Source organism: Pseudomonas sp. CCNWLW23 (genome assembly GCF_037095675.1).
In the GTDB taxonomy this organism is placed as follows: domain Bacteria; phylum Pseudomonadota; class Gammaproteobacteria; order Pseudomonadales; family Pseudomonadaceae; genus Aquipseudomonas; species Aquipseudomonas atacamensis.
Map to the genome: position 1 here is coordinate 165,567 of NZ_JBAWKM010000012.1, position 20,166 is coordinate 185,732.

The following is a 20,166-nucleotide window of genomic DNA, read 5'->3' on the forward strand; positions in this document are numbered from 1 at the left end:
TGAGTTTGCAGGTTTTGGGGCCGCTTCGCAGCCCAACGGGGATAAATCCCCTCGCCACAATGGGTCTGGAATTAAGACCCAAGTGACCGACGGAGTTCCTCAGGCTAGGCCCAAAACCTTGAACACAAATGCATATTCGAGCGCTACGTCACGTAATCCCTGATAGCGCCCGCTCATGCCGCCATGCCCGGCACCCAATTCAGTCTTGAGCAGCAGCACATTGTCGTCGGTCTTGGTTGCGCGCAATTTCGCCACCCACTTGGCCGCCTCCCAATACTGCACACGGCTGTCGTTGTAGCCGGCGATCACCAGCATTGGCGGATAAGCCTGCGCGGTGACGTTTTCGTACGGCGCGTAAGCCTTGATCCGATCATAGACGTCCGGTTCTTCCGGGTTGCCCCATTCGTCGTATTCGGTAACTGTCAGGGGCAGCTCGGGGTCGAGCATGGTGTTGAGTACGTCGACGAACGGCACTTCGGCAATCGCCACGCCGAACAGGTCCGGGCGCTGGTTGAGCACCGCGCCGATCAGCAGGCCACCGGCGCTGCCGCCGCTGATCGCCAGTTTCTCCGCCGTGGTGATGCCGTTGAGAATCAGGAATTCGGCGCAAGCGATGAAGTCGCTGAAGGTGTTGTGTTTGTGTTCCTGCTTGCCGGCGCGATACCAGGCTTCGCCCAGCTCGCCGCCGCCGCGCACGTGGGCAATGGCGAAGGCCATGCCGCGATCGAGCAGGCTCAGGCGTGCATGGGAAAACCACGGATCGAGGCTGGAACCGTAAGCGCCGTAACCATACAGATACAGCGGCACCGGTTTACCGACCATCTCGCGTTTCATCACCAGACTGATCGGCACTTGCGTGCCGTCCGGCGCGGTGGCCCATAGACGTTGACTGACATAGGCATCGGCATCAAATTGGCCGAGTACCGGAGTTTCCTTGAGCACCGTTTGCTCGCCGCTGGCGAGGATCAACTGGCGCACCTGGGCCGGGCGATTCAACGCTTCGTAGCGCAAGCGAATGCGAACGCTCTCGAATTCCAGGCTGTTTTGCACATGCAGACTGTAGGCCGCATCGGGCAACTGCACGCGATACGACGCCTGGCCCTGCGGGTGAACCTCGATGATCGGCAGGCCACCTTCGCGCAGGCTCAAGGTCATCGCCTCTGCGTTGAGGCTGACGCCGTCGAGCATCACATCATCGTTGTGCGGGATCAGGTTCTGCCACTCGGCCTCGCTTGGCGGCACGCCAGTGTCCGGGGCCTGATACAGAGCGAAGTTGATGCCGTCGCGGTTGGTGCGGATAAACCAGGTCCAGACGCCATCGAGCAGGCCGTGGTCGACGTCGTATTCGTGATCTTCGACCCGTGGCGCCAGGCAGCTGAACGGCAGATGCGGCTGATTGGCGTCCAGCGCCCAGACTTCACTGGTGGTCTTGCTGCCCAGCGACAGCAGCAATTGCTGTTCGGAGCTGGCGCGGTAGCAATGCAGGAAGAACCGCCCATCCGGCTCGTGAAAAACCTCTTCAGCGGCAGTGCCATCGAGGCGATAGCGGAACAGTTTATGCGGGCGATGGGTGTCGTCGAGCACGCCGAAAAACAGGGTCAGGCTGTCGTTAGCCCAGGTCATGCTGCCGTCGCAATCCTCGAATTCCAGTTCGCTGACCCTGTCGTTGGACAGCTCTTTGACGAACAGCGTGTAGATCTCGTCGCCCGAAGCATCGACGCTGTAGGCCAGGCGCTGGTGATCGGGGCTGATGCTGAAAGCACCGAGCGAGAAGAAACCGCCGTTGGCCAGCGCATTCGGGTCGAGCAGCAATTGTTCGCGGCTTTCATCGAGGGTCAGGCTGTCGTCGGCAGGACGCGGGCAGCGGTAGTGCCGGGCGTATTCGTCACCGGCGGTGGTGCGCGTGTAATACAGATACGGGCCCCAAGGCGAGGGCAGGGACAGATCAGTCTCGAGAATCCGTCCCTTGATCTCATTGAACAGGCTTTCACGCAGCTCGGCCTGATCGGCGGTTTGCGCTTCCTGATAAGCGTTTTCAGCCTTGAGGTAGTCGAGCACCGCGTCGGTGTCGCGCTCCTGCAGCCAGGCATACGGGTCGGCGCCGGGCGCCCGCTGGGCAATCGGGGCAGTCATGACATTGGCGGATTGGGGCATGGAAGGCTCTCGGACAATATTCGGAATTGGGTTGTTCGCAGGTCTTGAAAGCGCCGCAGCCCTTGTGGGAGCGAGCCTGCTCGCGAAAGCGGTGTGTCAGGCAACGCTGTTGCAACTGACAGTCCGTATTCGGGAGCAGGCTCGCTCCCACAGGGGCGGCTGCTGGCCGTCTGGTATTGGGACAAGCCGCATGGGCGAAAAGTCGTTACTATAAGCGCCTATTTGCCTGCCTTGCCATGGACACCATGACCGAGAACGACTATCTGATCGCCTGGGGCCTTTACGCCTTTGCCGCCGTGGGCTGCCTGCTGGTATGGATGCGCCTGACCACCTGGATGTGGCGCTGGCTGCGCGAGCCGCTGCGTGTGCTGATGGCGGTGTTGCTGTTCAGCCCGACCATCGTCGATCCGGTGAAAGCCAAAGTTGCACCGGCCATCGCCATCACCGCCCTGGACATGCTGTTCAAGGTCGGCAACAACGCCTGGCGCGCGGTTTCCGATCTGTTCATGTACGGCATGATCGCCTTCGGGGCGTATCTGGTTTTCGTCTTGATCCGCCTGCCGATCGAGCGCGCCTCGACAGCGCGGCGTGAACGCGCCGAGGCCGCCAAGGCCGCGGCCCGTGCCGAAGAGCGCGACGATGATCAACCGTTCGGCGGCGCCGGTGATGACCGCTACGGCCGCCCGCCAGTGCCGAACAATCCGCAGCGCATGCGGGTCGAGCCGCGTCTGTAACCCGAGAGTCCGCACATGTGTGAATTATTGGGCATGAGTGCCAACGTGCCGACCGACATCGTGTTCAGCTTCACCGGCCTGATGCAGCGCGGCGGACGCACCGGCCCGCACCGCGACGGCTGGGGCATTGCCTTCTACGAGGGGCGCGGCTTGCGTCTGTTTCAGGACCCGGCGGCGAGCAGCGAGTCGGAAGTAGCCAATCTGGTGCAGCGTTATCCGATCAAGAGCGAAGTGGTCATCGGCCACATCCGCCAGGCCAACGTCGGCAAGGTCTGCCTGTCCAACACCCACCCGTTCGTCCGCGAACTGTGGGGGCGCAACTGGTGTTTCGCGCACAACGGTCAACTCGCCGACTTCACTCCGATCAAGAGTTTCTACCGCCCGGTCGGCGATACCGACAGCGAAGCGGCCTTCTGCGATTTGCTCAACCGGGTACGCGCAGCCTTCCCCGAGCCGGTCGATATCGAAGTGCTGCTGCCGGATCTGGTCGCCGCTTGCGCTGAATATCGCAGCAAGGGCGTGTTCAATTGCCTGCTCAGCGACGGTGACTGGCTGTTCTGTTACTGCTCGACCAAACTCGCTCAGATCACCCGCCGCGCACCGTTCGGCCCGGCGCGGCTCAAGGATGTCGATGTGATTGTCGACTTTCAGGCCGAAACCACGCCCAACGACGTGGTCACGGTGATTGCCACCGAGCCTCTGACCGAAAACGAAACCTGGACCCGCTACGAACCGGGCCAATGGAGCCTGTGGCGACGCGGCGAATGCGTCAGCCAGGGCAAGACCGAATAAGGATTTGCACCCATGTTGCTCAGTTATCTACGGCTGGTGTTGTTTGCGGCGGGCCTGTTGATCGGTGTCCAGGTGCCGGGATTCATCAACGATTATGCCCAGCGTGTCGAAGCGCACCTGATCGAAGCGCAGACCGGCCTGCGTGGTTTCCAGGGCACGGCCGATCAGTTTTTCAAAGGCGATATGCAGGCGCTGGTCGCGCATTACCGGGCCAGCGAAGACCCGATTTTCCGCAGCGATGCCGACAGCCTGAACACCTTGCTCACCCGCCAGGTCGCGCTGGACAAGCAATTCCAGGCGATGCAAGGCCCGTGGTACGTGCGCTTCCTGCAAGTGGTCCTGGCTGCTGATCCGGATATTCGCAAGGAAACCTGGAACGGCTACAGCTACCAGATCCTGCTGACGCCAGAGGCGATGATCTGGGGCATGAGCGGCGCGTTGCTGCTGTCGTTCGGTGTCGAATGCCTGTTCCGCCTGATCGACTGGGTCGTCCTCGGCGGCCGCCGCCTGCGCCAGAGCCGACCGATCGAAGATCGCGACGTCCGCGGTTTGTAAGACCTGCTCAATCCGCTGGCAAGAGAGGCTTTATGGCATGGGGGATTCTGTGGCGAGTGGGTTCTGTGGCGAATGAGTTCTGTGGCGAGGGGATTTATCCCCGTTGGGCTGCGCAGCAGCCCCAAAACCTGCAAATGCGGTACCTCTGAAAGACCGCGTTGGCCGCAATCACGACTGCTGCGCAGCCGAGCGGGGATAAATCCCCTCGCCACTAATCATCCAGTGAGGGTGATGCAGTCCTTGCCGACCTTGTGCGCATACCCCGCTAGCACCTGCTGACACAACGTCACAATCTCCTCGACCCACTCAACCCCGACCCGCCACGACACCACCACCGGCAGATTCGCCGGCCGCTGCTCGATGTCGAGCAAGATCAATTCGCCCCGCGCCAGCTCCTCCGTCACCAGCACCGGCGGCAGCGCGCCGATACCGAAGCCGTCGCGCAACAACCGGGTGATCGCCGACACCGAGTTCACGCAATTCAAGCGTGGCGCCATGACGCCGCTGGCCTGCATCAGCGCGACGATATCCTGATGCGGTCGTGAGTTTTTCGAATAGGTGATGATCCGCTCCTGCGCCAGTTCGGCGAGGTCGGCGTAGTCGCGGTTGTAGATCGAATTGCTCGCGACGATCCAGCCCAGCGGATGGCTGGCCAACTCCAGGCTGCGCACGCTTTCGTGGCGGATCAGATCGGTTTGCAACACCAGATCGAGAAAACCTTTTTGCAGCTGATCGCAGAGGTTCAGCGCGGTATCTGCGACCAACTCGATCTCCACCCGTGGGTACAGATCGGTCATCTGCGCCACCAGCGGGCTCAGCCAGGTATGAATCACCGTGTCCATCACGCCGATACGCACCCGCCCGACCTTGCTCGAACGGGTTTCGATCGATTGTTTCAGCGCCGCCATGGTGTCGAGCATCTGTTCAGCGTAATCGAGCACCTTCAAGCCTTCCGGGGTCAGGCTGACGCCGCGTGAATCGCGCAGGAACAGCTTCACGCCCAGCTCGCCTTCGAGCACCGCAATGCGGCTGGAAATCGACGCCTGGGTGGTGAACAGCTTGTCGGCGGTCAGGCGAAAACTCTTCAGGCGCGCGACCCAGACAAAGGTCTCGAGAAACTTCAGATTCATGGACAAGGCTCGGCTGACAAATTTTTCTTATGCCTAAGGCGGGTTTTTATTCGTTGGACGGCGCAGGGCAGGGCGACGAAAAATCGGCGCATCCGGTTCCCACGATAGGCGTCGTCGGAGCTTCGAACAAGACCAATAAAAGCCCTGCGGAGATTTGCCATGAGTGCTCCCGACACCCTCCCGTTATCCAAACCTGTAACGCGCCCCGGGCCGTTCGACTGGTACCGCAACATCAACCAGCAGGAGCGCCGCACGTTCTGGAGCTGCAAGATCGGCTACGGTCTAGACGGCATGGACACGCAGATGCTCAGCTTCGTTGTGCCGACGCTGATCGCGATGTGGGGCATCACCACGGGCGAAGCGGGGCTGATTCACACCAGCACCCTGATCGCCTCGGCCATCGGCGGTTGGGTCGCCGGGATTCTCTCCGACCGCATCGGCCGCGTGCGCACCCTGCAACTGACGGTGCTGTGGTTCGCCTTCTTCACCTTCCTCTGCGGCTTCGCGCAAAACTACGAACAATTGCTGATCGCCCGCACCCTGATGGGCTTCGGATTCGGCGGTGAATGGACCGCCGGCGCGGTGTTGATCGGTGAAGTGATCCGCGCCAAGGATCGCGGCAAAGCGGTGGGCATGGTGCAATCCGGCTGGGCGCTGGGCTGGGGCCTGACGGCGATTCTGTACGCGCTGCTGTTTTCGGTGTTGCCAGCGGAAGATGCCTGGCGCGCGCTGTTCATCCTCGGCATCGTGCCGGCGATATTCGTGATTTTCGTCCGTCGCCTGGTGAAGGATCCTGAGATTTATCGCGAAGCCAAAGCTGCGCAAACCCCGGAAAACCCGGCGAAGTTCTACGAGATCTTTGCCCCCGGCATGCTCTTCACCACGTTTCGCGCTTCCTTGCTGACCACCGGTGCGCTGGGCGGTTACTACGCGATCACCTCCTGGCTGCCGACTTTCCTCAAGAACGAACGCGGTCTGAGCGTGCTCGGCACCGGTGGTTATCTGGCGATGGTGATCGTCGGTTCCTACGTCGGCTATGTGATCAGCGCGTATCTGACCGACCTGCTCGGGCGGAAAAAGAATTTCATCTTGTTCGCGGTCGGCTCGTTCACCATCGTTCTGCTCTACACGCAGATGCCGGTCAGCAATGGCGTGATGCTCTGGCTGGGCTTTCCGCTGGGCTTCTTCGCCTCGGGGATTTTCAGCGGCATGGGCGCGTTTCTGACTGAATTGTTTCCTACGCGGATTCGCGGCTCGGGCCAGGGTTTCTGCTACAACATCGGCCGCGCACTGGCGGCGTTGTTCCCGCTGTTGATCGGCCTGCTCAGCCAGAAAGTGCCGCTGAGCATGGGCATCGGCGCCTTCGCGGCGGTGTCTTACGGCGTGGTGATTCTCGCGGCGCTGAGCCTGCCGGAAACCCGTGGCAAGCAACTCGACGCGCAGTAACTGATACCCTGCGCAGATGTCTCCTACAGATAAAAAGACCAGCAGCTACAGGAGTATTCACCGTGAGCCGCCTGCTATTGAATTGCGACATTGGCGAGAGCTTCGGCAGCTGGACCATGGGTCTGGACGCCGAAGTCATGCCCTTCATCGATTGCGCCAACGTTGCCTGTGGTTTCCATGCCGGCGACCCGAGCATCATGCGCAAAACCGTGGCGCTGGCCCTCGAACACGGCGCGCAGATTGGCGCGCACCCGGCCTATCAGGATCTGGTCGGATTCGGCCGGCGCTCCATGGCCTATTCCGCGCAAGAGTTGCAAGACATCCTGCATTACCAAATCGGCGCCCTTGACGGCGTCTGCAAGGCGCAGGGCGGGCGTGTGAGTTACGTCAAACCCCACGGCGCGATGTACAACGACATGATGGCCAACCCGGCGCAGTTGCGCGCGGTGGTGCAGGCCGTGGCCGCGTATGACCGCAGCCTGCCGCTGATGTTGATGGCGACCCGGGACAACGCTGCGGCGCAGCAGATCGGCGATGAATACGGCGTAACCCTGTGGTTTGAAGCTTTTGCCGACCGCGCCTATGACAGTGGCGGTCGGCTGGTCTCACGGCAACTGCCGGGCGCCGTGCATCACGATGCCGAAAAAATCATCGAGCAAGCGTTGACCATCGCCCGTGGCGGCGAACTCAGCGCCAGCGATGGCAGCGCCTTGATCCTGCGCGCCAACACCTTGTGCGTCCACGGCGACAACGCCAGTTCCGTGGCCGCCGTGCGGCGTATTCGTCAGGCCTTGCAGCAGTCGAGTGCGTCATGAATCCACGGGTTGAAGTGGTGGCGCTCGATTGCCTGATGCTGCGTCTGTTCGATGACATCGCCGAAGTCAACATGCCGTGGATGCTCGCCGCCAGCGAGCGCTTGCGCACGGCGTTTGGTGCACAACTGATCGATCTGGTGCCGTCCTATACGACGTTGATGGTGCATTACGATCTGACGCTGTTGAGTCCGGCGCAGGCGCGCGAATTGATCGCCGCAGCGCTGGTCGATCTGGCGCCGAATGCGCGAAGCGCTGGGCAGTGTCACGTCTTGCCGGTCTGGTACGACTTGAGTGTCGGCCCGGAACTGAGCCTGTTGGCCGAACGCAGCGGGCTGGCGGTGAAGGAGGTGATTCGTCGCCACAGCGCACGGGAATATCAGGTGTTCGCCCTTGGCTTTGCGCCGGGTTTTGCCTTCATGGGCCTGGTCGAAGAAATGCTCGCCGCGCCGCGCTTGAACACACCGCGCAAGAAAGTCGCCGCCGGCAGCGTCGGTATCGCCGAGCGGCAGACCGCAGCGTATCCGGTGGTCTCACCCGGTGGCTGGAACCTGATCGGGCGCACCCCGGCAAAACTCTTCGATCGCCATCGCGACGGCTACAGCCTGATGCAACCCGGCGACACGGTGCGCTTCGAAGCGGTCGACCACGCCGAATTCATACGCTTGGGCGGCGACGACACTCCACTGGAGGCGCTGGCATGAGTCGATTGACGATCGAAGCCAGCACGCCGCTGTGCCTGTTGCAGGACGCCGGGCGGTTTGGCGTGCGACATCTGGGCGTGACCCAGGGCGGCTCGGCGGACTGGTGCTCCATGAGCTGGGCCAACTGGCTGTTGGGTAATGAACTGGATGCGGCGGTGGTTGAAATCACCCTCGGCGGGTTTGCCGTGGTGGCTGAGGAGGATTGCCTGCTGGCGCTGGCAGGAGCGGATCTCGGCGCGCAGATCGACGGCCAACCGCTGGCGCCGTGGCGCAGTTTCCGGTTGGCGAAAGGGCAGACATTGCGCTTCACCCAGCCGTTGCTCGGCGCCCGGGCTTATTTGGCCGCACCCGGTGGTTTCACTGCGCCCAAGGTACTGGGCAGCAGTGCCACGGTGCTGCGAGAAGAGTTGGGCGGGCTTGATGGCATGGGCCTTCCGCTCGCCAAAGGGACGGCGCTCGGTTACAGCGGCGAAGCGTCAGCGGTGCGCGAAATGCCTTCGGCGCTGCGGCCGGATGTCAAAATGCACGCGCCTTTGGATTTGGTGCTCGGCGCACAGATCGGCCAGTTCAGCGGGCAGAGCCTGTTTGATGTGTTCAACAGCACCTGGACCATCGACAGTCGCGCCGACCGCATGGGCATCCGCCTGCTCGGCGCGGCGTTGCAATATCAAGGCGCGCCGATGATCTCCGAGGGGATTCCGTTGGGGGCAGTGCAGGTGCCGCCGGACGGGCAGCCGATTGTGTTGCTCAACGATCGCCAGACCATTGGTGGCTATCCGCGCCTGGGCGCGTTGACGCCGCTGTCGTTGGCGCGGTTGGCGCAATGCCTGCCGGGAGCGAAGGTGAGATTGAGGCCGGTAGTGCAGGACGTCGCGCACCGCGAGCATGTCGAGTATTTGCAGCGCTTCAAAGATCGCTAAAAGCTTCGCGAGCAGGCTCGCTCCCACAGATGTTGATCGTTCCCACGCTCCGCGTGGGAATGCCGCCCGGGACGCTCCGCGTCCCTGTGACGCAGAGCGTGACTTGATGCATTCCCACGCGGAGCATGGGAACGGTCAGGTCGTCATTTGGAAAGAAACCGCATCCCTTCTTCAAGCCCGCGCAGCGTCAGCGGATACATCTGATCCTCGATCAGATCGCGGACGATGTTGGTCGACGAGGTATAGCCCCACGTGTCCTTCGGATACGGATTGATCCAGATGAGCTTCTTGTATTTCTCCATGAAGCGCTGCATCCACACGTAACCCGGCTCTTCGTTCCAGTGCTCGACGCTGCCGCCAGCCTGGGTGATTTCGTAGGGCGCCATCGCGGCGTCACCGATAAAGATCACTTTGTAGTCGGCGCCGTATTTGTGCAGCAGATCCTGGGTCGAAGTGCGCTCGGAAGTGCGGCGCATGTTGTTTTTCCACACTGATTCATAAATGAAGTTGTGGAAGTAGAAGTACTCCAGGTGCTTGAACTCGGTCTTGCAGGCCGAGAACAATTCCTCACAGATCTTCACGTGCGCGTCCATCGAGCCGCCGATGTCGAACAACAGCAGCAGCTTCACCGTGTTGCGCCGTTCCGGGCGCATCTGGATGTTCAGCAGGCCGGCGTCCTTGGCGGTGTGGTCGATGGTGCCGTCGATGTCGAGTTCTTCCGCCGCACCCTGACGAGCAAACTTGCGCAGGCGACGCAAGGCGACCTTGATGTTGCGTGTGCCCAGTTCCACCGAATCGTCGAGGTTCTTGTACTCGCGCTGATCCCAGACCTTGACCGCTTTGCCCTGACGCTTGCCGGCATCGCCAACGCGGATGCCTTCAGGGTTGAAACCGCCGGAGCCGAACGGGCTGGTGCCGCCGGTGCCGATCCATTTGTTGCCGCCGGCATGGCGTTCCTTCTGTTCTTCCAGACGCTTCTTGAATTCCTCGATGAGCTTGTCCAGCCCGCCAAGGGACTGGATCTGCGCGCGTTCTTCGTCGCTCAGCGAGCGCTCGAATTCCTTACGCAGCCAGTCTTCGGGAATCAGCGCCTGCAAGTGATCGTCGAGTTTCTCCAGGCCATTGAAATAGGCGCCGAACGCGCGGTCGAACTTGTCGAAATGGCGCTCGTCCTTCACCAGAATCGCCCGCGACAAGTAATAAAACTCGTCCATGTCGGCGAAGGTCACACGCTGTTTCAGCGCGTTGATCAGGTCGAGCAGCTCGCGCACCGATACCGGTACCTTGGCTGCACGCATTTCGTTGAACAGGTTGAGCAACATGGCAGCAGCCTCTTAGCGGGTGCCGCGCCGGCTCATGAACGCCAGGCGCTCAAGCAGTTGCACGTCCTGTTCGTTCTTCACCAGTGCCCCTGCCAGTGGCGGAATGGCTTTGGTCGGATCGCGCTCGCGCAGCACCGCTTCGCCGATGTTGTCGGCCATCAACAGCTTCAGCCAGTCGACCAGCTCGGATGTCGAAGGCTTTTTCTTCAGGCCCGGTACCTTGCGCACGTCGAAGAACACATCGAGCGCTTCGCTGACCAGGTCCTTTTTGATGTCCGGGTAGTGCACGTCGACGATTTTCTGCAGGGTAGTGCGGTCGGGGAAAGCGATGTAGTGGAAGAAGCAGCGGCGCAGAAAGGCGTCCGGCAATTCTTTTTCGTTGTTGGAAGTAATGATGATGATCGGGCGCTTTTTCGCCTTGATGGTCTCGTCGATTTCGTAAACGTAGAACTCCATCTTGTCGAGTTCTTGCAGCAGATCGTTGGGGAACTCGATGTCGGCCTTGTCGATTTCGTCGATCAGCAGAATCACCCGCTCCTCGGACTCGAAGGCTTCCCAAAGCTTGCCTTTCTTCAGGTAATTGCGCACATCGTGGACTTTTTCATTGCCCAGCTGCGAGTCGCGCAAACGGCTGACCGCGTCGTACTCGTACAAGCCCTGATGGGCCTTGGTGGTGGACTTGATGTGCCAGGTGATCAGCTTGGCACCGAACGACTCGGCCAGTTGCTCGGCGAGCATGGTCTTGCCGGTGCCCGGTTCACCCTTGACCAGCAGCGGCCGTTCCAGGGTGATGGCGGCGTTGACCGCCAGCTTCAGGTCATCGGTGGCGACGTAGGCCTGGGTGCCTTCGAACTTCATCTGCAAATCCTCGAACGGTAACGCTGACCTTACGGGCAGGGCGGGGCGAAATAATCGGATGCCCGACTATAACGCGCACGCCGGTCGACTGTGAACGCAGACGGCTTATTCAGTCTCTGAATGGAGCGTCACATGTTGACTCAGTCTCGGCGGATGGCCGAATATTTTGTCAACGGCAAAACTTAACCCTCATCTGGCTTCGGCCGTTCGTACCGCGCATTGAATGCCTGGATGAAGCCATTGCGCAAAATCTGCAGAAACGCTTCAAAGGCGTTGACGTTCTGCTGGTGAACATTGCCGCTGAGTTCGACGCGGGTGGCGAACTGGTTTTTGTTCTGGTTTTTCAGCACGGTCTCGGTGCCGCCGACCAGCGCTTCCCAGATTGAGCGGAACAGGCCTTTGTTCTTGTTTTCGACGTCTTGCTGCCAGTTGAATACGTCGACGTCGCGCAGCAGGGGTTTGATGTAGCCGGTGAGTCGGGCTTTCTCTGCCTTGGCTTCGATAACTACATCGCCGTGGCCGGCGTTGAAATCGAATTTGCCGTAGGCGGCGGCGAAGTCGTTCATGCGTTTGAGCTCGATGTCACGGGCGCGCAGGCGGAATTCGAAGTCTTCGAAGTTGCTCAGTGGATCGAAGGTGGCGGTGGTTTCCAATGGCGCGTGCCCCAGCAGCAACGCCTTGCCTTCAAAGCGCGCGTCGCGTTTGCCTTCCTTGTCGACCACATTGGTCAGGTTGTAGATGCTGGCGTTGACGTTGCTGGCGTTCATGTTCACCGGCGGCTTGGAATTGAAGTTGCGGAACGTGACACGGCCATCGTTGATCTGCACTTCATCGAGGGTGATCGGCAGCAGCTTGCCCAACTGCTCACGCCAGTCGGTGCCCTGACCGGTCTGCGAGTTCTGCTTGTTGGGGCCGCCGTCGACGAAGTTGATTTCGGGGTTGAGGAATTGCACCTGCGCGACCACGGCATGGTCGTACCACAGTGAATGCCAGCTTACCGACAGGTCGATCAACGGCGCATCGACGAACGGCACTGGAACCTTGCCATCGACCTTGACGATCTTCAGGCCGTTGATTTTGTATGCGCCGCGCCACAGCGCGAGGTCGACATCGGAGATCTGGCCACGGTAATCGCCCATGTCCGCAAGTTTGTCATTGAGGTAGTCGCGTACCAGATAGGGCAGGGCGAAATGCAGGGCGACCAGCAGCACCACGACACCCGCCAGGGTCCAGAGCGGCCAGCTGTAACGACGTTTCATGCCATTGTTCCTTCAAGAGTGTGGCTTGACGATTCAAAGCGATTGACTCCGCGCGTTTGCAGACGTTCGACCCGACTGGACTGTGATCGGCAACGGGCTTACCTTGGAAGGCTGAATTCAACGCTGCATAAGGACCCAGCCATGAGCCGTATTTACGCTGACAACGCCCATTCCATCGGTAATACGCCGCTGGTCCAGATCAACCGCATCGCGCCGCGCGGGGTCACCATCCTGGCCAAGATCGAGGGGCGCAACCCCGGTTACTCGGTCAAATGCCGAATCGGCGCCAACATGATCTGGGACGCCGAAAGCAGCGGCAGACTCAAGCCGGGCATGACCATTGTCGAGCCGACTTCCGGTAACACCGGTATCGGTCTGGCCTTCGTTGCCGCTGCGCGTGGCTATAAATTGATGCTGACCATGCCGGCATCGATGAGCATCGAACGCCGCAAGGTTCTGAAAGCCTTGGGCGCGGAACTGGTATTGACCGAGCCGGCCAAGGGCATGAAGGGTGCCATCGAGAAAGCTGCGGAAATCGTCGCCAGCGATGCCGACAAATACTTCATGCCGGCGCAGTTCGATAACCCGGCCAACCCGGCAATTCATGAGAAGACCACCGGCCCGGAAATCTGGAACGACACCGACGGCGCCGTGGATGTGCTGGTGGCTGGCGTAGGTACCGGTGGAACCATTACCGGTGTCTCGCGGTATATCAAGAACACCGCCGGGAAACCGATTCTGTCGGTGGCCGTCGAGCCGGCGTCTTCTCCGGTGATTACGCAGGCGTTGGCCGGTGCCGAAATCAAGCCGAGCCCGCACAAGATTCAGGGCATTGGCGCCGGTTTTGTGCCGAAGAATCTTGATCTGTCGATGGTCGATCGCGTCGAACAGGTGACCGATGAAGAATCCAAGGCCATGGCTTTGCGCCTGATGCAGGAAGAGGGGATTTTGTGCGGCATCTCCTGCGGTGCTGCCATGGCGGTGGCGGTGCGTCTGGCGGAGAAACCAGAGATGCAGGGTAAAACCATCGTCGTGGTGCTGCCGGATTCGGGCGAGCGTTATCTGTCGAGCATGCTGTTCAGTGACCTGTTTACCGAGCAGGAGAACCAGCAGTAAGCCTGTTGATTCAAGTCAGCCAGGGTTCAGGCGCTGCATGTTAATAAAGGCTTTGTTGCGTAATGCTTAACACTGAATCTTGTGTCAGGCGGGTTTTTCCCGGAGCCGGTAGTGTTTATCATGGCCGGCTGCCATGCCGGGAAAAGGGCATTGCGCAGCGTTGTCTTTATTCAAGGAGTCGTTGATGACCGTTTCGTTTGCCGCCAAGGCGTTTGTGCTGTTGCTGTTCCTGGGCAGCACGCTCTATGTGCATTTGCGCGGCAAGGCGCGTTTGCCGGTATTGCGCCAGTTCGTCAACCACTCCGCACTGTTTGCTCCGTACAACGCGTTGATGTACCTGTTTTCCGCAGTGCCATCCAGACCGTATCTGGATCGCAGCAAGTTTCCGGAGCTGGATGTACTGCGCGACAACTGGGAAACCATTCGCGACGAAGCCATGCACTTGTTCGACGAAGGCTACATTCGCGCCGCCGAGAAGAACAACGATGCGGGTTTCGGTTCGTTCTTCAAGAAGGGCTGGAAGCGTTTTTATCTGAAGTGGTACGACAAACCGCTGCCATCGGCCGAAGCTCTTTGCCCGAAAACCGTGGCGCTGGTCAGTGCCATACCCAACGTCAAGGGCGCGATGTTCGCGCTGCTGCCGGGCGGCAGTCACCTCAATCCGCACCGTGACCCGTTCGCCGGCTCCCTGCGTTATCACCTCGGCCTGTCGACACCCAACTCCGACGATTGCCGGATCTTCGTCGACGGTCAGGTCTATGCCTGGCGCGACGGCGATGACGTGATGTTCGACGAGACCTACGTGCACTGGGTCAAGAATGAAACCGCTCAGACTCGAGTGATTCTGTTCTGTGACATCGAACGCCCGCTGAGCAACCGCCTGATGACCCGCATCAATCGCTTCATCAGTGGCTGGCTCGGCCGCGCCACCGCGCCGCAGAATCTTGATGATGAACGCGTTGGCGGCATCAACCAGGCTTATGCCTGGAGCAAGAACTTCAGCGACCGTTTCAGCGGCGTGGTCAAGCAGTGGAAGCGCCGGCACCCCAAGGCCTACAGGGTAATGCGCCCGGTGCTGGCGGTGTTGGTGCTGACGTTGCTGGGGTATTGGTTGTTTGGTTGACGCTGGCTCAGAAATAAAAAACCGCTCCTCAGGAGCGGTTTTTTATTGATGGGTTCAAGGACGTCCGGCGAGCAGGTTGGGCTCGGTCACGTCGGTTCCGTTTTCAAGGACCTGCAGAAAACGGCGCTGATTCGCGGATAACTCCAGTCGATCAAGCTTTTCCACCGGCTCGCGCAATTCCTTCTTGCTTGGGGATTTTCTTACGACTTTGCGCATACTCCCTCCCTCGCTGGTCATTAAATGAACAGATGTCACGATACTTTACTCTCCACTGGTAGAACAAGGCGACCTTGAACATCAAATGTGAAGCCGAGTTGTTGATAAACCGGAATGGCTCCCGGCATAGGTTCCTGAACTTCGATGACTTGGCTGCCAATAATTCGGGCGAATTCGTCGATGGCGAGCAATGCCAAAGCGGCTATTTGGTTTTTCAGCGGGTGAGCCTTTCCGGGTTTGCCCTCCAGTCGCACGATGCGAATCCGCTGGCGGCTATTGTTGGGATTTGCGAAGCATAGCCCGCAGAGCTCTAGTTCAAACCAGATTGCGATATCCAGAGACAGAGGTTCTCGAGCTTTCCAGACGACGACGTCTTCCCACGAGAAAATGGGGTCGTCCCAAGACTGATAAACTGCGAGTGCTTCCGCATCAATAGGCTCAAAGCGGACTTCTGACATGTCGGCTCCCGAAATGCATCGCATCTGCGCAGTCGCAACACCCGCCCGCTTCCTCGCCTCCGACCGATAAACCTGATACCGCAAATACGTCCGTTCCCTTGGCATATGATCTCTTGCATTCCATGTCTCCTGACAATCCGTTGCCGCGCCAATAACCCTAACCACCCGGCGCCAGACTGTCGCTACCGGCCCTTCGCCCAAGTCATTGCAATCTATGTCCCGGGCTGGTTATAGTCAGCCCGCGAGCCGCCTGGCTCGCGCGTTCATTTCCTCACTAAAGATCAGCATTCATGCCTGCATCCCTCATCAACGCGGTAGTCGATTCAGCGGTCAACGCTGGCGTCGTGCCGTGCGGGAATCGGCAGCCTGTGCAGATCAGTCATTACCCTCCACCTGTCAGTAGCACGCCGGTGTGCGCAGTCGTTTCGCCGCCGGGCGTTGGTGTGCGGGGTTGATCGGCAGTTTCTGCTGACCCCTGCGCCCGCCAGAACAACCTACTGAATTTCAGCTTCGGCTGAGTTGGCTTCTTGCCTGACTACAGGTGGTATTCATGTTTGTCCTTTCGAAACAATCCGCGCTCGCGGCGACGTCCACGAGCCTGTTCGTTCTGCTGTGGAGCAGCGGGGCGATTTTCTCCAAATGGGGCCTCGTCCATGCTTCGCCCTTTGCCTTTCTGCTGATTCGCTTCGCCATCGCCCTGTGCGGGCTGGTGTTGCTGGCGCCGCTGCTGAGATTGAAGCTGCCCAAGGGTGGCAAGCCGATGCTGTTCGCGATCGCCACGGGACTGGTGTTGCTCGGGGCCTATCAGATCTTTTATCTGCTGGCGCTGGATTGCAAAGTCACGCCGGGGGTAATGGCGACGATCATGGGCGTTCAGCCGATCCTCACCGTGGTCTTGATGGAACGGCAGCGTTCGGCGAGCCGCCTGTTCGGCCTGGCGCTGGGTCTGGCCGGGCTGATCATGGTGGTTTATCAAGGGATCGGTCTGGCCGGAATGTCCTGGGCCGGCATGCTGTTCGGTTTGCTGGCGCTGGCGAGCATGACGCTCGGCTCGATCATGCAAAAGCGCATCACCGAAAATCCATTGGGTACGCTACCAGTGCAGTACCTGGCCGGGCTGTTGCTGTGCGGGGTGTTCGTACCGTTCCAGCCGTTTCACTTCGAGCACAGCGCAGGCTTCATTGTCCCGGTGTTATGGATGGGCCTGGTGGTTTCAGTGCTGGCGACGCTGTTGCTGTATCGACTGATCGCGCGGGGCAATCTGGTGAATGTCACCAGTCTGTTCTATCTGGTGCCGGCGGTGACGGCGGTGATGGATTACCTGATTTTCGGCAATCGGCTGGCGGCGTTGGGTGTGCTGGGGATGTTGCTGATCATTGTTGGATTGGTATTTGTGTTCCGTAAAACCGGATAGCCGATAGGCAGGTGGCGCTTGTTGCGCCGCCTTTCGCGAGCAGGCTCGCTCCCACATTGGAATGTATTTTTCTGTGGGAGAGAGCCTGCTCGCGAATATCTGCGGCAGAAAATCTAACGGACTGACGCGTTTGCAGGCTTCACCACCGCCGGCTTCAACACCAGCCACAACGCCGCCGCAATCAGCACCCCGCCATAAATGTGCGCCATCGACAACGGCTCATCCAGCAACAACGCCCCCCACAACACGCCGAACGGCGGGATCATGAAGGTCACGGTCATCGATTTTACCGGGCCGATCGAGCTGAGCAGGCGGAAATAGATGATGTAGGCAAACGCCGTGCAACCCAGGCCCAGGCCGAGCAGCGACAGCCAGACCTGCCAGCCGCCCCAGCTGACCGGCGGCGCGGTAATGGTGCTGTAGGCGAACAGCGGCAGCAAAAACAACGTCGCCCCGAGCATGCTGCCCAGTGCCGACAAACGGCTGTCCAGCCCACCGGCCTGATCCAGCCAGCGCCGTGCGAGGAATCCGGCAAAGCCGTAGCAAGTGGTCGCCAGCAGGCAGGCGACCGCGCCCATCAGCAGTTGCAGATCGAAGGCTACAGGACCGGCACGCGTCAGCACACCGACGCCGAACAGACCGAGGAACACGCCGCTGAGCTTGGCCGCCGTGAGCTTTTCGCTGAAGAACAAACCGCCAATCAACACGCCCATCAGCGGCGTCGTGGCGTTGAAGATCGCCGAATAGCCGGCCGGCAATACTTGCGCCGCCACCGAATACAGCGTCGCCGGAATCCCCGAGTTGATCACGCCCAGCAGCATCACGGTTTTCAGCTTGCCCTTGAAGTCCCAGCTGATGCGCATCAGCCCGAGTATCACCAGCAGCCCGGCCGCCGCGATCGACACCCGAAAGAAACCGGTCGGGATCGTGCCGATCACCGGGGCAATGATGCGCATGAACAGAAAACTCGCGCCCCAGATAGCGGCCAGCGACAACATACGGAAAATATCGACAGGGCTCACGGCGGGCTCCTTCCTTGATCGGGACGAGAGTGTTGCCGAGCGTCCGGATCATGGCAACCGCTATTCGGGCTTTTAATTCTGCTTGCCGATGCATCGGCACGAGAAACCCCGTCAACGGTGAACCCCGTATCGATTTTGGCAGAAATTGCGCTTTTCCTGCGGACGGTTCCGTGACTAAGCTCAAACGAATCGATTTCCCGCCGAGGTTTCATTTATGTCGCAGCAATGGCCAGCCACCGAGATCGCCCGGATGATCCTCGCCGGCTTCGACGATTACCGCGAACATTTCCGCCGCATCACCGACGGCGCGCGCGAGCGCTTCGAACAGGCGCGCTGGCAGGAGGCGCAGGTCGCCTCGGCGGCGCGGATCAGTCTGTACGAAGAAAAGGTTGGCGAAACCGTCGCTCGCCTGCGCGAGTATTTCGATGACGAAACCCTGATGAACGTCAGCTGCTGGCCGCTGGTGAAAAGCGCCTACATCAGTGTGATCGACCTGCGATTCGACGATGAGCTTTCGGAAACCTGGTACAACTCGATTTTCTGCGGGCTGTTCAGCCACGACCTGATCAGCGACGGCTGCATGTTCATCCACACCACGCGCCCGAGCCTGCGCCGGGCCCGCGCCGCGCAAACCCGCACCTATAAGCCGCAGGGCCAGTTGTCCGCCATGCTCGCCAGTATCTTCGCCGACTACCGCTTCAGCGAAGATTACGCCGATTTGCCTGGCGACCTGCTGCGGCTCGAAGCACAACTGCGCGAGAACCTGCCGGACTGGGTGTGCAAGGACCCGGAGCTGAGCGTCGAGCTATTTTCCTCGGTGCTCTACCGCAACAAGGGCGCGTATCTGGTCGGACGCATCTACACCCGCGACGAGCAATGGCCGCTGGTGATTCCGTTGTTGCACCGCGAAGGTCGGGGCATTCAGATCGATGCGTTGATCACCGACGAAGCCGATGTGTCGATCATCTTCTCGTTTACCCGTTCGTATTTCATGGTCGATGTACCGGTGCCGGCGGAGTTTATCGGTTTTCTGCGACGCATTCTGCCGGGCAAGCACATCGCCGAGCTGTACACCTCGATCGGCTTCTACAAGCACGGCAAGTCGGAGTTCTACCGCGCGCTGATCAATCACCTGGCCAATACCGACGACCAGTTCATCATGGCCCCGGGCGTGCGCGGCATGGTCATGAGCGTGTTTACCCTGCCGGGTTTCAACACCGTATTCAAAATCATCAAGGACCTTTTCTCACCGTCGAAAAACGTCGATCGCGCCACGGTGATCGAAAAGTATCGTCTGGTGAAAAGCGTCGATCGGGTCGGTCGCATGGCCGATACCCAGGAATTTGCCGACTTTCGTTTTCCGCTGAGCAAGTTCGATCCGGCGTGCCTCGAAGAACTGCTTGAGGTGGCGCCGTCGACGGTTTCGGTCGAAGGCGAGACCGTGCTGATCCGCCACTGCTGGACCGAACGCCGGATGACCCCGCTCAATCTGTATCTGGAAAACGCCAACGACGCGCAAGTGCGCGAAGCGCTGGAAGATTACGGTCTGGCGATCAAGCAATTGGCGGCGGCGAATATCTTTCCCGGCGACATGCTGCTGAAAAACTTCGGCGTCACCCGTCACGGACGCGTGGTGTTTTACGACTACGACGAAATCTGCTTCCTGACCGAAGCCAACTTCCGCCACATCCCGCAACCGCGCACGCCGGAGGATGAAATGGCCTCTGAGCCGTGGTACTCGATCGGCCCGCTTGACGTGTTTCCCGAAGAGTTTCCGCCGTTCCTGTTTGCCGATTCGGGCCAGCGCAAGTTGTTCGACCAGTTGCACGGCGAGTTGTACAACGCCGATTACTGGAAGGGCTTGCAGGAGGCGATTCGGGCGGGGAAGGTCATCGACGTCTTCCCCTACCGGCGCAAGGGCCGCAATAACGAATAAATCCCCCTGAATACATTGTGGCGAGGGGATTTATCCCCGATGGGGTGCGAAGCACCCCCAAAACCATTCAACTCAGACGCTTCAGATCGACGTTGATATCCAGTCGGCGACTGCTGCGCAGCCGATCGGGGCTAAATCCCCTCGCCACAAGAGCACCTCACAGTCGTGTTCGGTGCCGCAAATCTGCGACAATCC

19 protein-coding genes are annotated in these 20,166 nt (G+C 60.1%); 11 read left to right on the forward strand and 8 right to left on the reverse strand.

Features of this window, described 5'->3' with window-relative positions; all coding sequences use genetic code 11:
- Window positions 1–99: 99 nt before the first annotated feature.
- The gene (locus V8J63_RS16810) at window positions 100–2,154 is read right to left on the reverse strand and encodes a S9 family peptidase (protein ID WP_336464364.1); all 2,055 of its coding nucleotides are present in this window, start codon (window positions 2,152–2,154) and stop codon (window positions 100–102) included.
- Window positions 2,155–2,390: 236 nt separating this feature from the next.
- Between V8J63_RS16810 and V8J63_RS16815 the strand changes: the two genes are divergently transcribed.
- Genes V8J63_RS16815 through V8J63_RS16825 form a run of 3 tightly spaced genes read left to right on the forward strand, consistent with a single transcriptional unit; the run spans window position 2,391 to window position 4,235 of the window.
- Window positions 2,391–2,888 carry an MFS transporter gene (locus tag V8J63_RS16815; protein ID WP_125917781.1) on the forward strand — a complete coding sequence of 166 codons (498 nt, stop codon included), beginning with the start codon at window positions 2,391–2,393 and terminating at the stop codon, window positions 2,886–2,888.
- A 15-nt stretch (window positions 2,889–2,903) separates the two neighbouring features.
- Window positions 2,904–3,680, forward strand: a complete 777-nt coding sequence (locus tag V8J63_RS16820) for a class II glutamine amidotransferase (protein ID WP_024012022.1) — start codon at window positions 2,904–2,906, stop codon at window positions 3,678–3,680.
- A 12-nt stretch (window positions 3,681–3,692) separates the two neighbouring features.
- Window positions 3,693–4,235, forward strand: a complete 543-nt coding sequence (locus V8J63_RS16825; RefSeq protein ID WP_024012023.1) for a DUF2937 family protein — start codon at window positions 3,693–3,695, stop codon at window positions 4,233–4,235.
- Window positions 4,236–4,450: 215 nt separating this feature from the next.
- Here the strand turns inward: V8J63_RS16825 and V8J63_RS16830 are convergent, their stop codons facing one another.
- A complete protein-coding gene (locus V8J63_RS16830; protein WP_336464365.1) occupies window positions 4,451–5,365 on the reverse strand; it encodes a LysR family transcriptional regulator in 915 nt (304 codons plus the stop codon).
- A 159-nt stretch (window positions 5,366–5,524) separates the two neighbouring features.
- Between V8J63_RS16830 and V8J63_RS16835 the strand changes: the two genes are divergently transcribed.
- From V8J63_RS16835 to V8J63_RS16850, 4 genes are all read left to right on the forward strand, one after another.
- The gene (locus tag V8J63_RS16835) at window positions 5,525–6,811 is read left to right on the forward strand and encodes an MFS transporter (RefSeq protein ID WP_071174695.1); all 1,287 of its coding nucleotides are present in this window, start codon (window positions 5,525–5,527) and stop codon (window positions 6,809–6,811) included.
- A gap of 62 nt (window positions 6,812–6,873) precedes the next feature.
- A complete protein-coding gene (locus V8J63_RS16840; protein WP_197892164.1) occupies window positions 6,874–7,626 on the forward strand; it encodes a 5-oxoprolinase subunit PxpA in 753 nt (250 codons plus the stop codon).
- Window positions 7,623–8,327, forward strand: a complete 705-nt coding sequence (locus tag V8J63_RS16845; protein ID WP_197892163.1) for a 5-oxoprolinase subunit B family protein — start codon at window positions 7,623–7,625, stop codon at window positions 8,325–8,327. The genes V8J63_RS16840 and V8J63_RS16845 overlap by 4 nt, the downstream gene beginning before the upstream one ends.
- The gene (locus V8J63_RS16850) at window positions 8,324–9,247 is read left to right on the forward strand and encodes a biotin-dependent carboxyltransferase family protein (protein WP_197892161.1); all 924 of its coding nucleotides are present in this window, start codon (window positions 8,324–8,326) and stop codon (window positions 9,245–9,247) included. The genes V8J63_RS16845 and V8J63_RS16850 overlap by 4 nt, the downstream gene beginning before the upstream one ends.
- Before the next feature lie 143 nt (window positions 9,248–9,390).
- Here the strand turns inward: V8J63_RS16850 and V8J63_RS16855 are convergent, their stop codons facing one another.
- The 3 genes from V8J63_RS16855 to V8J63_RS16865 form a co-directional block, all read right to left on the reverse strand.
- A complete protein-coding gene (locus tag V8J63_RS16855) occupies window positions 9,391–10,569 on the reverse strand; it encodes a vWA domain-containing protein (RefSeq protein WP_016771218.1) in 1,179 nt (392 codons plus the stop codon).
- A 12-nt stretch (window positions 10,570–10,581) separates the two neighbouring features.
- On the reverse strand, window positions 10,582–11,427 hold the full coding sequence (locus V8J63_RS16860; protein WP_007911294.1) for an AAA family ATPase: 846 nt from the start codon (window positions 11,425–11,427) through the stop codon (window positions 10,582–10,584).
- Between the two features lie 182 nt (window positions 11,428–11,609).
- On the reverse strand, window positions 11,610–12,686 hold the full coding sequence (locus V8J63_RS16865; RefSeq protein ID WP_336464366.1) for a DUF748 domain-containing protein: 1,077 nt from the start codon (window positions 12,684–12,686) through the stop codon (window positions 11,610–11,612).
- Between the two features lie 141 nt (window positions 12,687–12,827).
- Here V8J63_RS16865 and cysK point away from each other — a divergent pair, with 141 nt between their 5' ends.
- Entirely contained in the window at window positions 12,828–13,802 is a 975-nt protein-coding gene (cysK, locus tag V8J63_RS16870) for a cysteine synthase A (RefSeq protein ID WP_016771214.1), read from the forward strand.
- A gap of 184 nt (window positions 13,803–13,986) precedes the next feature.
- Window positions 13,987–14,925, forward strand: a complete 939-nt coding sequence (locus V8J63_RS16875) for an aspartyl/asparaginyl beta-hydroxylase domain-containing protein (protein WP_041478836.1) — start codon at window positions 13,987–13,989, stop codon at window positions 14,923–14,925.
- 54 nt (window positions 14,926–14,979) lie between these two features.
- Here the strand turns inward: V8J63_RS16875 and V8J63_RS16880 are convergent, their stop codons facing one another.
- Together V8J63_RS16880 and V8J63_RS16885 are read right to left on the reverse strand one after the other, a co-directional pair.
- A complete protein-coding gene (locus tag V8J63_RS16880; protein ID WP_016771212.1) occupies window positions 14,980–15,141 on the reverse strand; it encodes a hypothetical protein in 162 nt (53 codons plus the stop codon).
- Between the two features lie 35 nt (window positions 15,142–15,176).
- Complete coding sequence (locus tag V8J63_RS16885; protein ID WP_307845087.1) at window positions 15,177–15,599, reverse strand: hypothetical protein; 423 nt, start codon at window positions 15,597–15,599, stop codon at window positions 15,177–15,179.
- A gap of 550 nt (window positions 15,600–16,149) precedes the next feature.
- On the opposite strand from V8J63_RS16885, the gene V8J63_RS16890 reads away from it, so the two are divergent.
- Window positions 16,150–17,013: a DMT family transporter gene (locus V8J63_RS16890; protein WP_130926736.1), complete on the forward strand. Its 864-nt coding sequence runs from the start codon at window positions 16,150–16,152 to the stop codon at window positions 17,011–17,013.
- A 113-nt stretch (window positions 17,014–17,126) separates the two neighbouring features.
- On the opposite strand, the gene V8J63_RS16895 is transcribed toward V8J63_RS16890, so the two are convergent.
- On the reverse strand, window positions 17,127–18,035 hold the full coding sequence (locus tag V8J63_RS16895) for a DMT family transporter (RefSeq protein WP_122505875.1): 909 nt from the start codon (window positions 18,033–18,035) through the stop codon (window positions 17,127–17,129).
- 214 nt (window positions 18,036–18,249) lie between these two features.
- Here V8J63_RS16895 and aceK point away from each other — a divergent pair, with 214 nt between their 5' ends.
- Window positions 18,250–19,971, forward strand: a complete 1,722-nt coding sequence (aceK, locus tag V8J63_RS16900; protein WP_336464367.1) for a bifunctional isocitrate dehydrogenase kinase/phosphatase — start codon at window positions 18,250–18,252, stop codon at window positions 19,969–19,971.
- Window positions 19,972–20,166 lie beyond the last annotated feature (195 nt).

What these genes read in the sequence shown, in the direction of transcription:
- V8J63_RS16810 (WP_336464364.1), bottom strand. Translation starts at nt 2,154, where the DNA reads ATGCCCCAATCCGCCAATGTCATGACTGCCCCGATTGCCCAGCGGGCG.
- V8J63_RS16815 (WP_125917781.1), top strand. Translation starts at nt 2,391, where the DNA reads ATGGACACCATGACCGAGAACGACTATCTGATCGCCTGGGGCCTTTAC.
- V8J63_RS16820 (WP_024012022.1), top strand. Translation starts at nt 2,904, where the DNA reads ATGTGTGAATTATTGGGCATGAGTGCCAACGTGCCGACCGACATCGTG.
- V8J63_RS16825 (WP_024012023.1), top strand. Translation starts at nt 3,693, where the DNA reads ATGTTGCTCAGTTATCTACGGCTGGTGTTGTTTGCGGCGGGCCTGTTG.
- V8J63_RS16830 (WP_336464365.1), bottom strand. Translation starts at nt 5,365, where the DNA reads ATGAATCTGAAGTTTCTCGAGACCTTTGTCTGGGTCGCGCGCCTGAAG.
- V8J63_RS16835 (WP_071174695.1), top strand. Translation starts at nt 5,525, where the DNA reads ATGAGTGCTCCCGACACCCTCCCGTTATCCAAACCTGTAACGCGCCCC.
- V8J63_RS16845 (WP_197892163.1), top strand. Translation starts at nt 7,623, where the DNA reads ATGAATCCACGGGTTGAAGTGGTGGCGCTCGATTGCCTGATGCTGCGT.
- V8J63_RS16850 (WP_197892161.1), top strand. Translation starts at nt 8,324, where the DNA reads ATGAGTCGATTGACGATCGAAGCCAGCACGCCGCTGTGCCTGTTGCAG.
- V8J63_RS16855 (WP_016771218.1), bottom strand. Translation starts at nt 10,569, where the DNA reads ATGTTGCTCAACCTGTTCAACGAAATGCGTGCAGCCAAGGTACCGGTA.
- V8J63_RS16860 (WP_007911294.1), bottom strand. Translation starts at nt 11,427, where the DNA reads ATGAAGTTCGAAGGCACCCAGGCCTACGTCGCCACCGATGACCTGAAG.
- V8J63_RS16865 (WP_336464366.1), bottom strand. Translation starts at nt 12,686, where the DNA reads ATGAAACGTCGTTACAGCTGGCCGCTCTGGACCCTGGCGGGTGTCGTG.
- cysK (WP_016771214.1), top strand. Translation starts at nt 12,828, where the DNA reads ATGAGCCGTATTTACGCTGACAACGCCCATTCCATCGGTAATACGCCG.
- V8J63_RS16875 (WP_041478836.1), top strand. Translation starts at nt 13,987, where the DNA reads ATGACCGTTTCGTTTGCCGCCAAGGCGTTTGTGCTGTTGCTGTTCCTG.
- V8J63_RS16880 (WP_016771212.1), bottom strand. Translation starts at nt 15,141, where the DNA reads ATGCGCAAAGTCGTAAGAAAATCCCCAAGCAAGAAGGAATTGCGCGAG.
- V8J63_RS16885 (WP_307845087.1), bottom strand. Translation starts at nt 15,599, where the DNA reads ATGTCAGAAGTCCGCTTTGAGCCTATTGATGCGGAAGCACTCGCAGTT.
- V8J63_RS16890 (WP_130926736.1), top strand. Translation starts at nt 16,150, where the DNA reads ATGTTTGTCCTTTCGAAACAATCCGCGCTCGCGGCGACGTCCACGAGC.
- aceK (WP_336464367.1), top strand. Translation starts at nt 18,250, where the DNA reads ATGTCGCAGCAATGGCCAGCCACCGAGATCGCCCGGATGATCCTCGCC.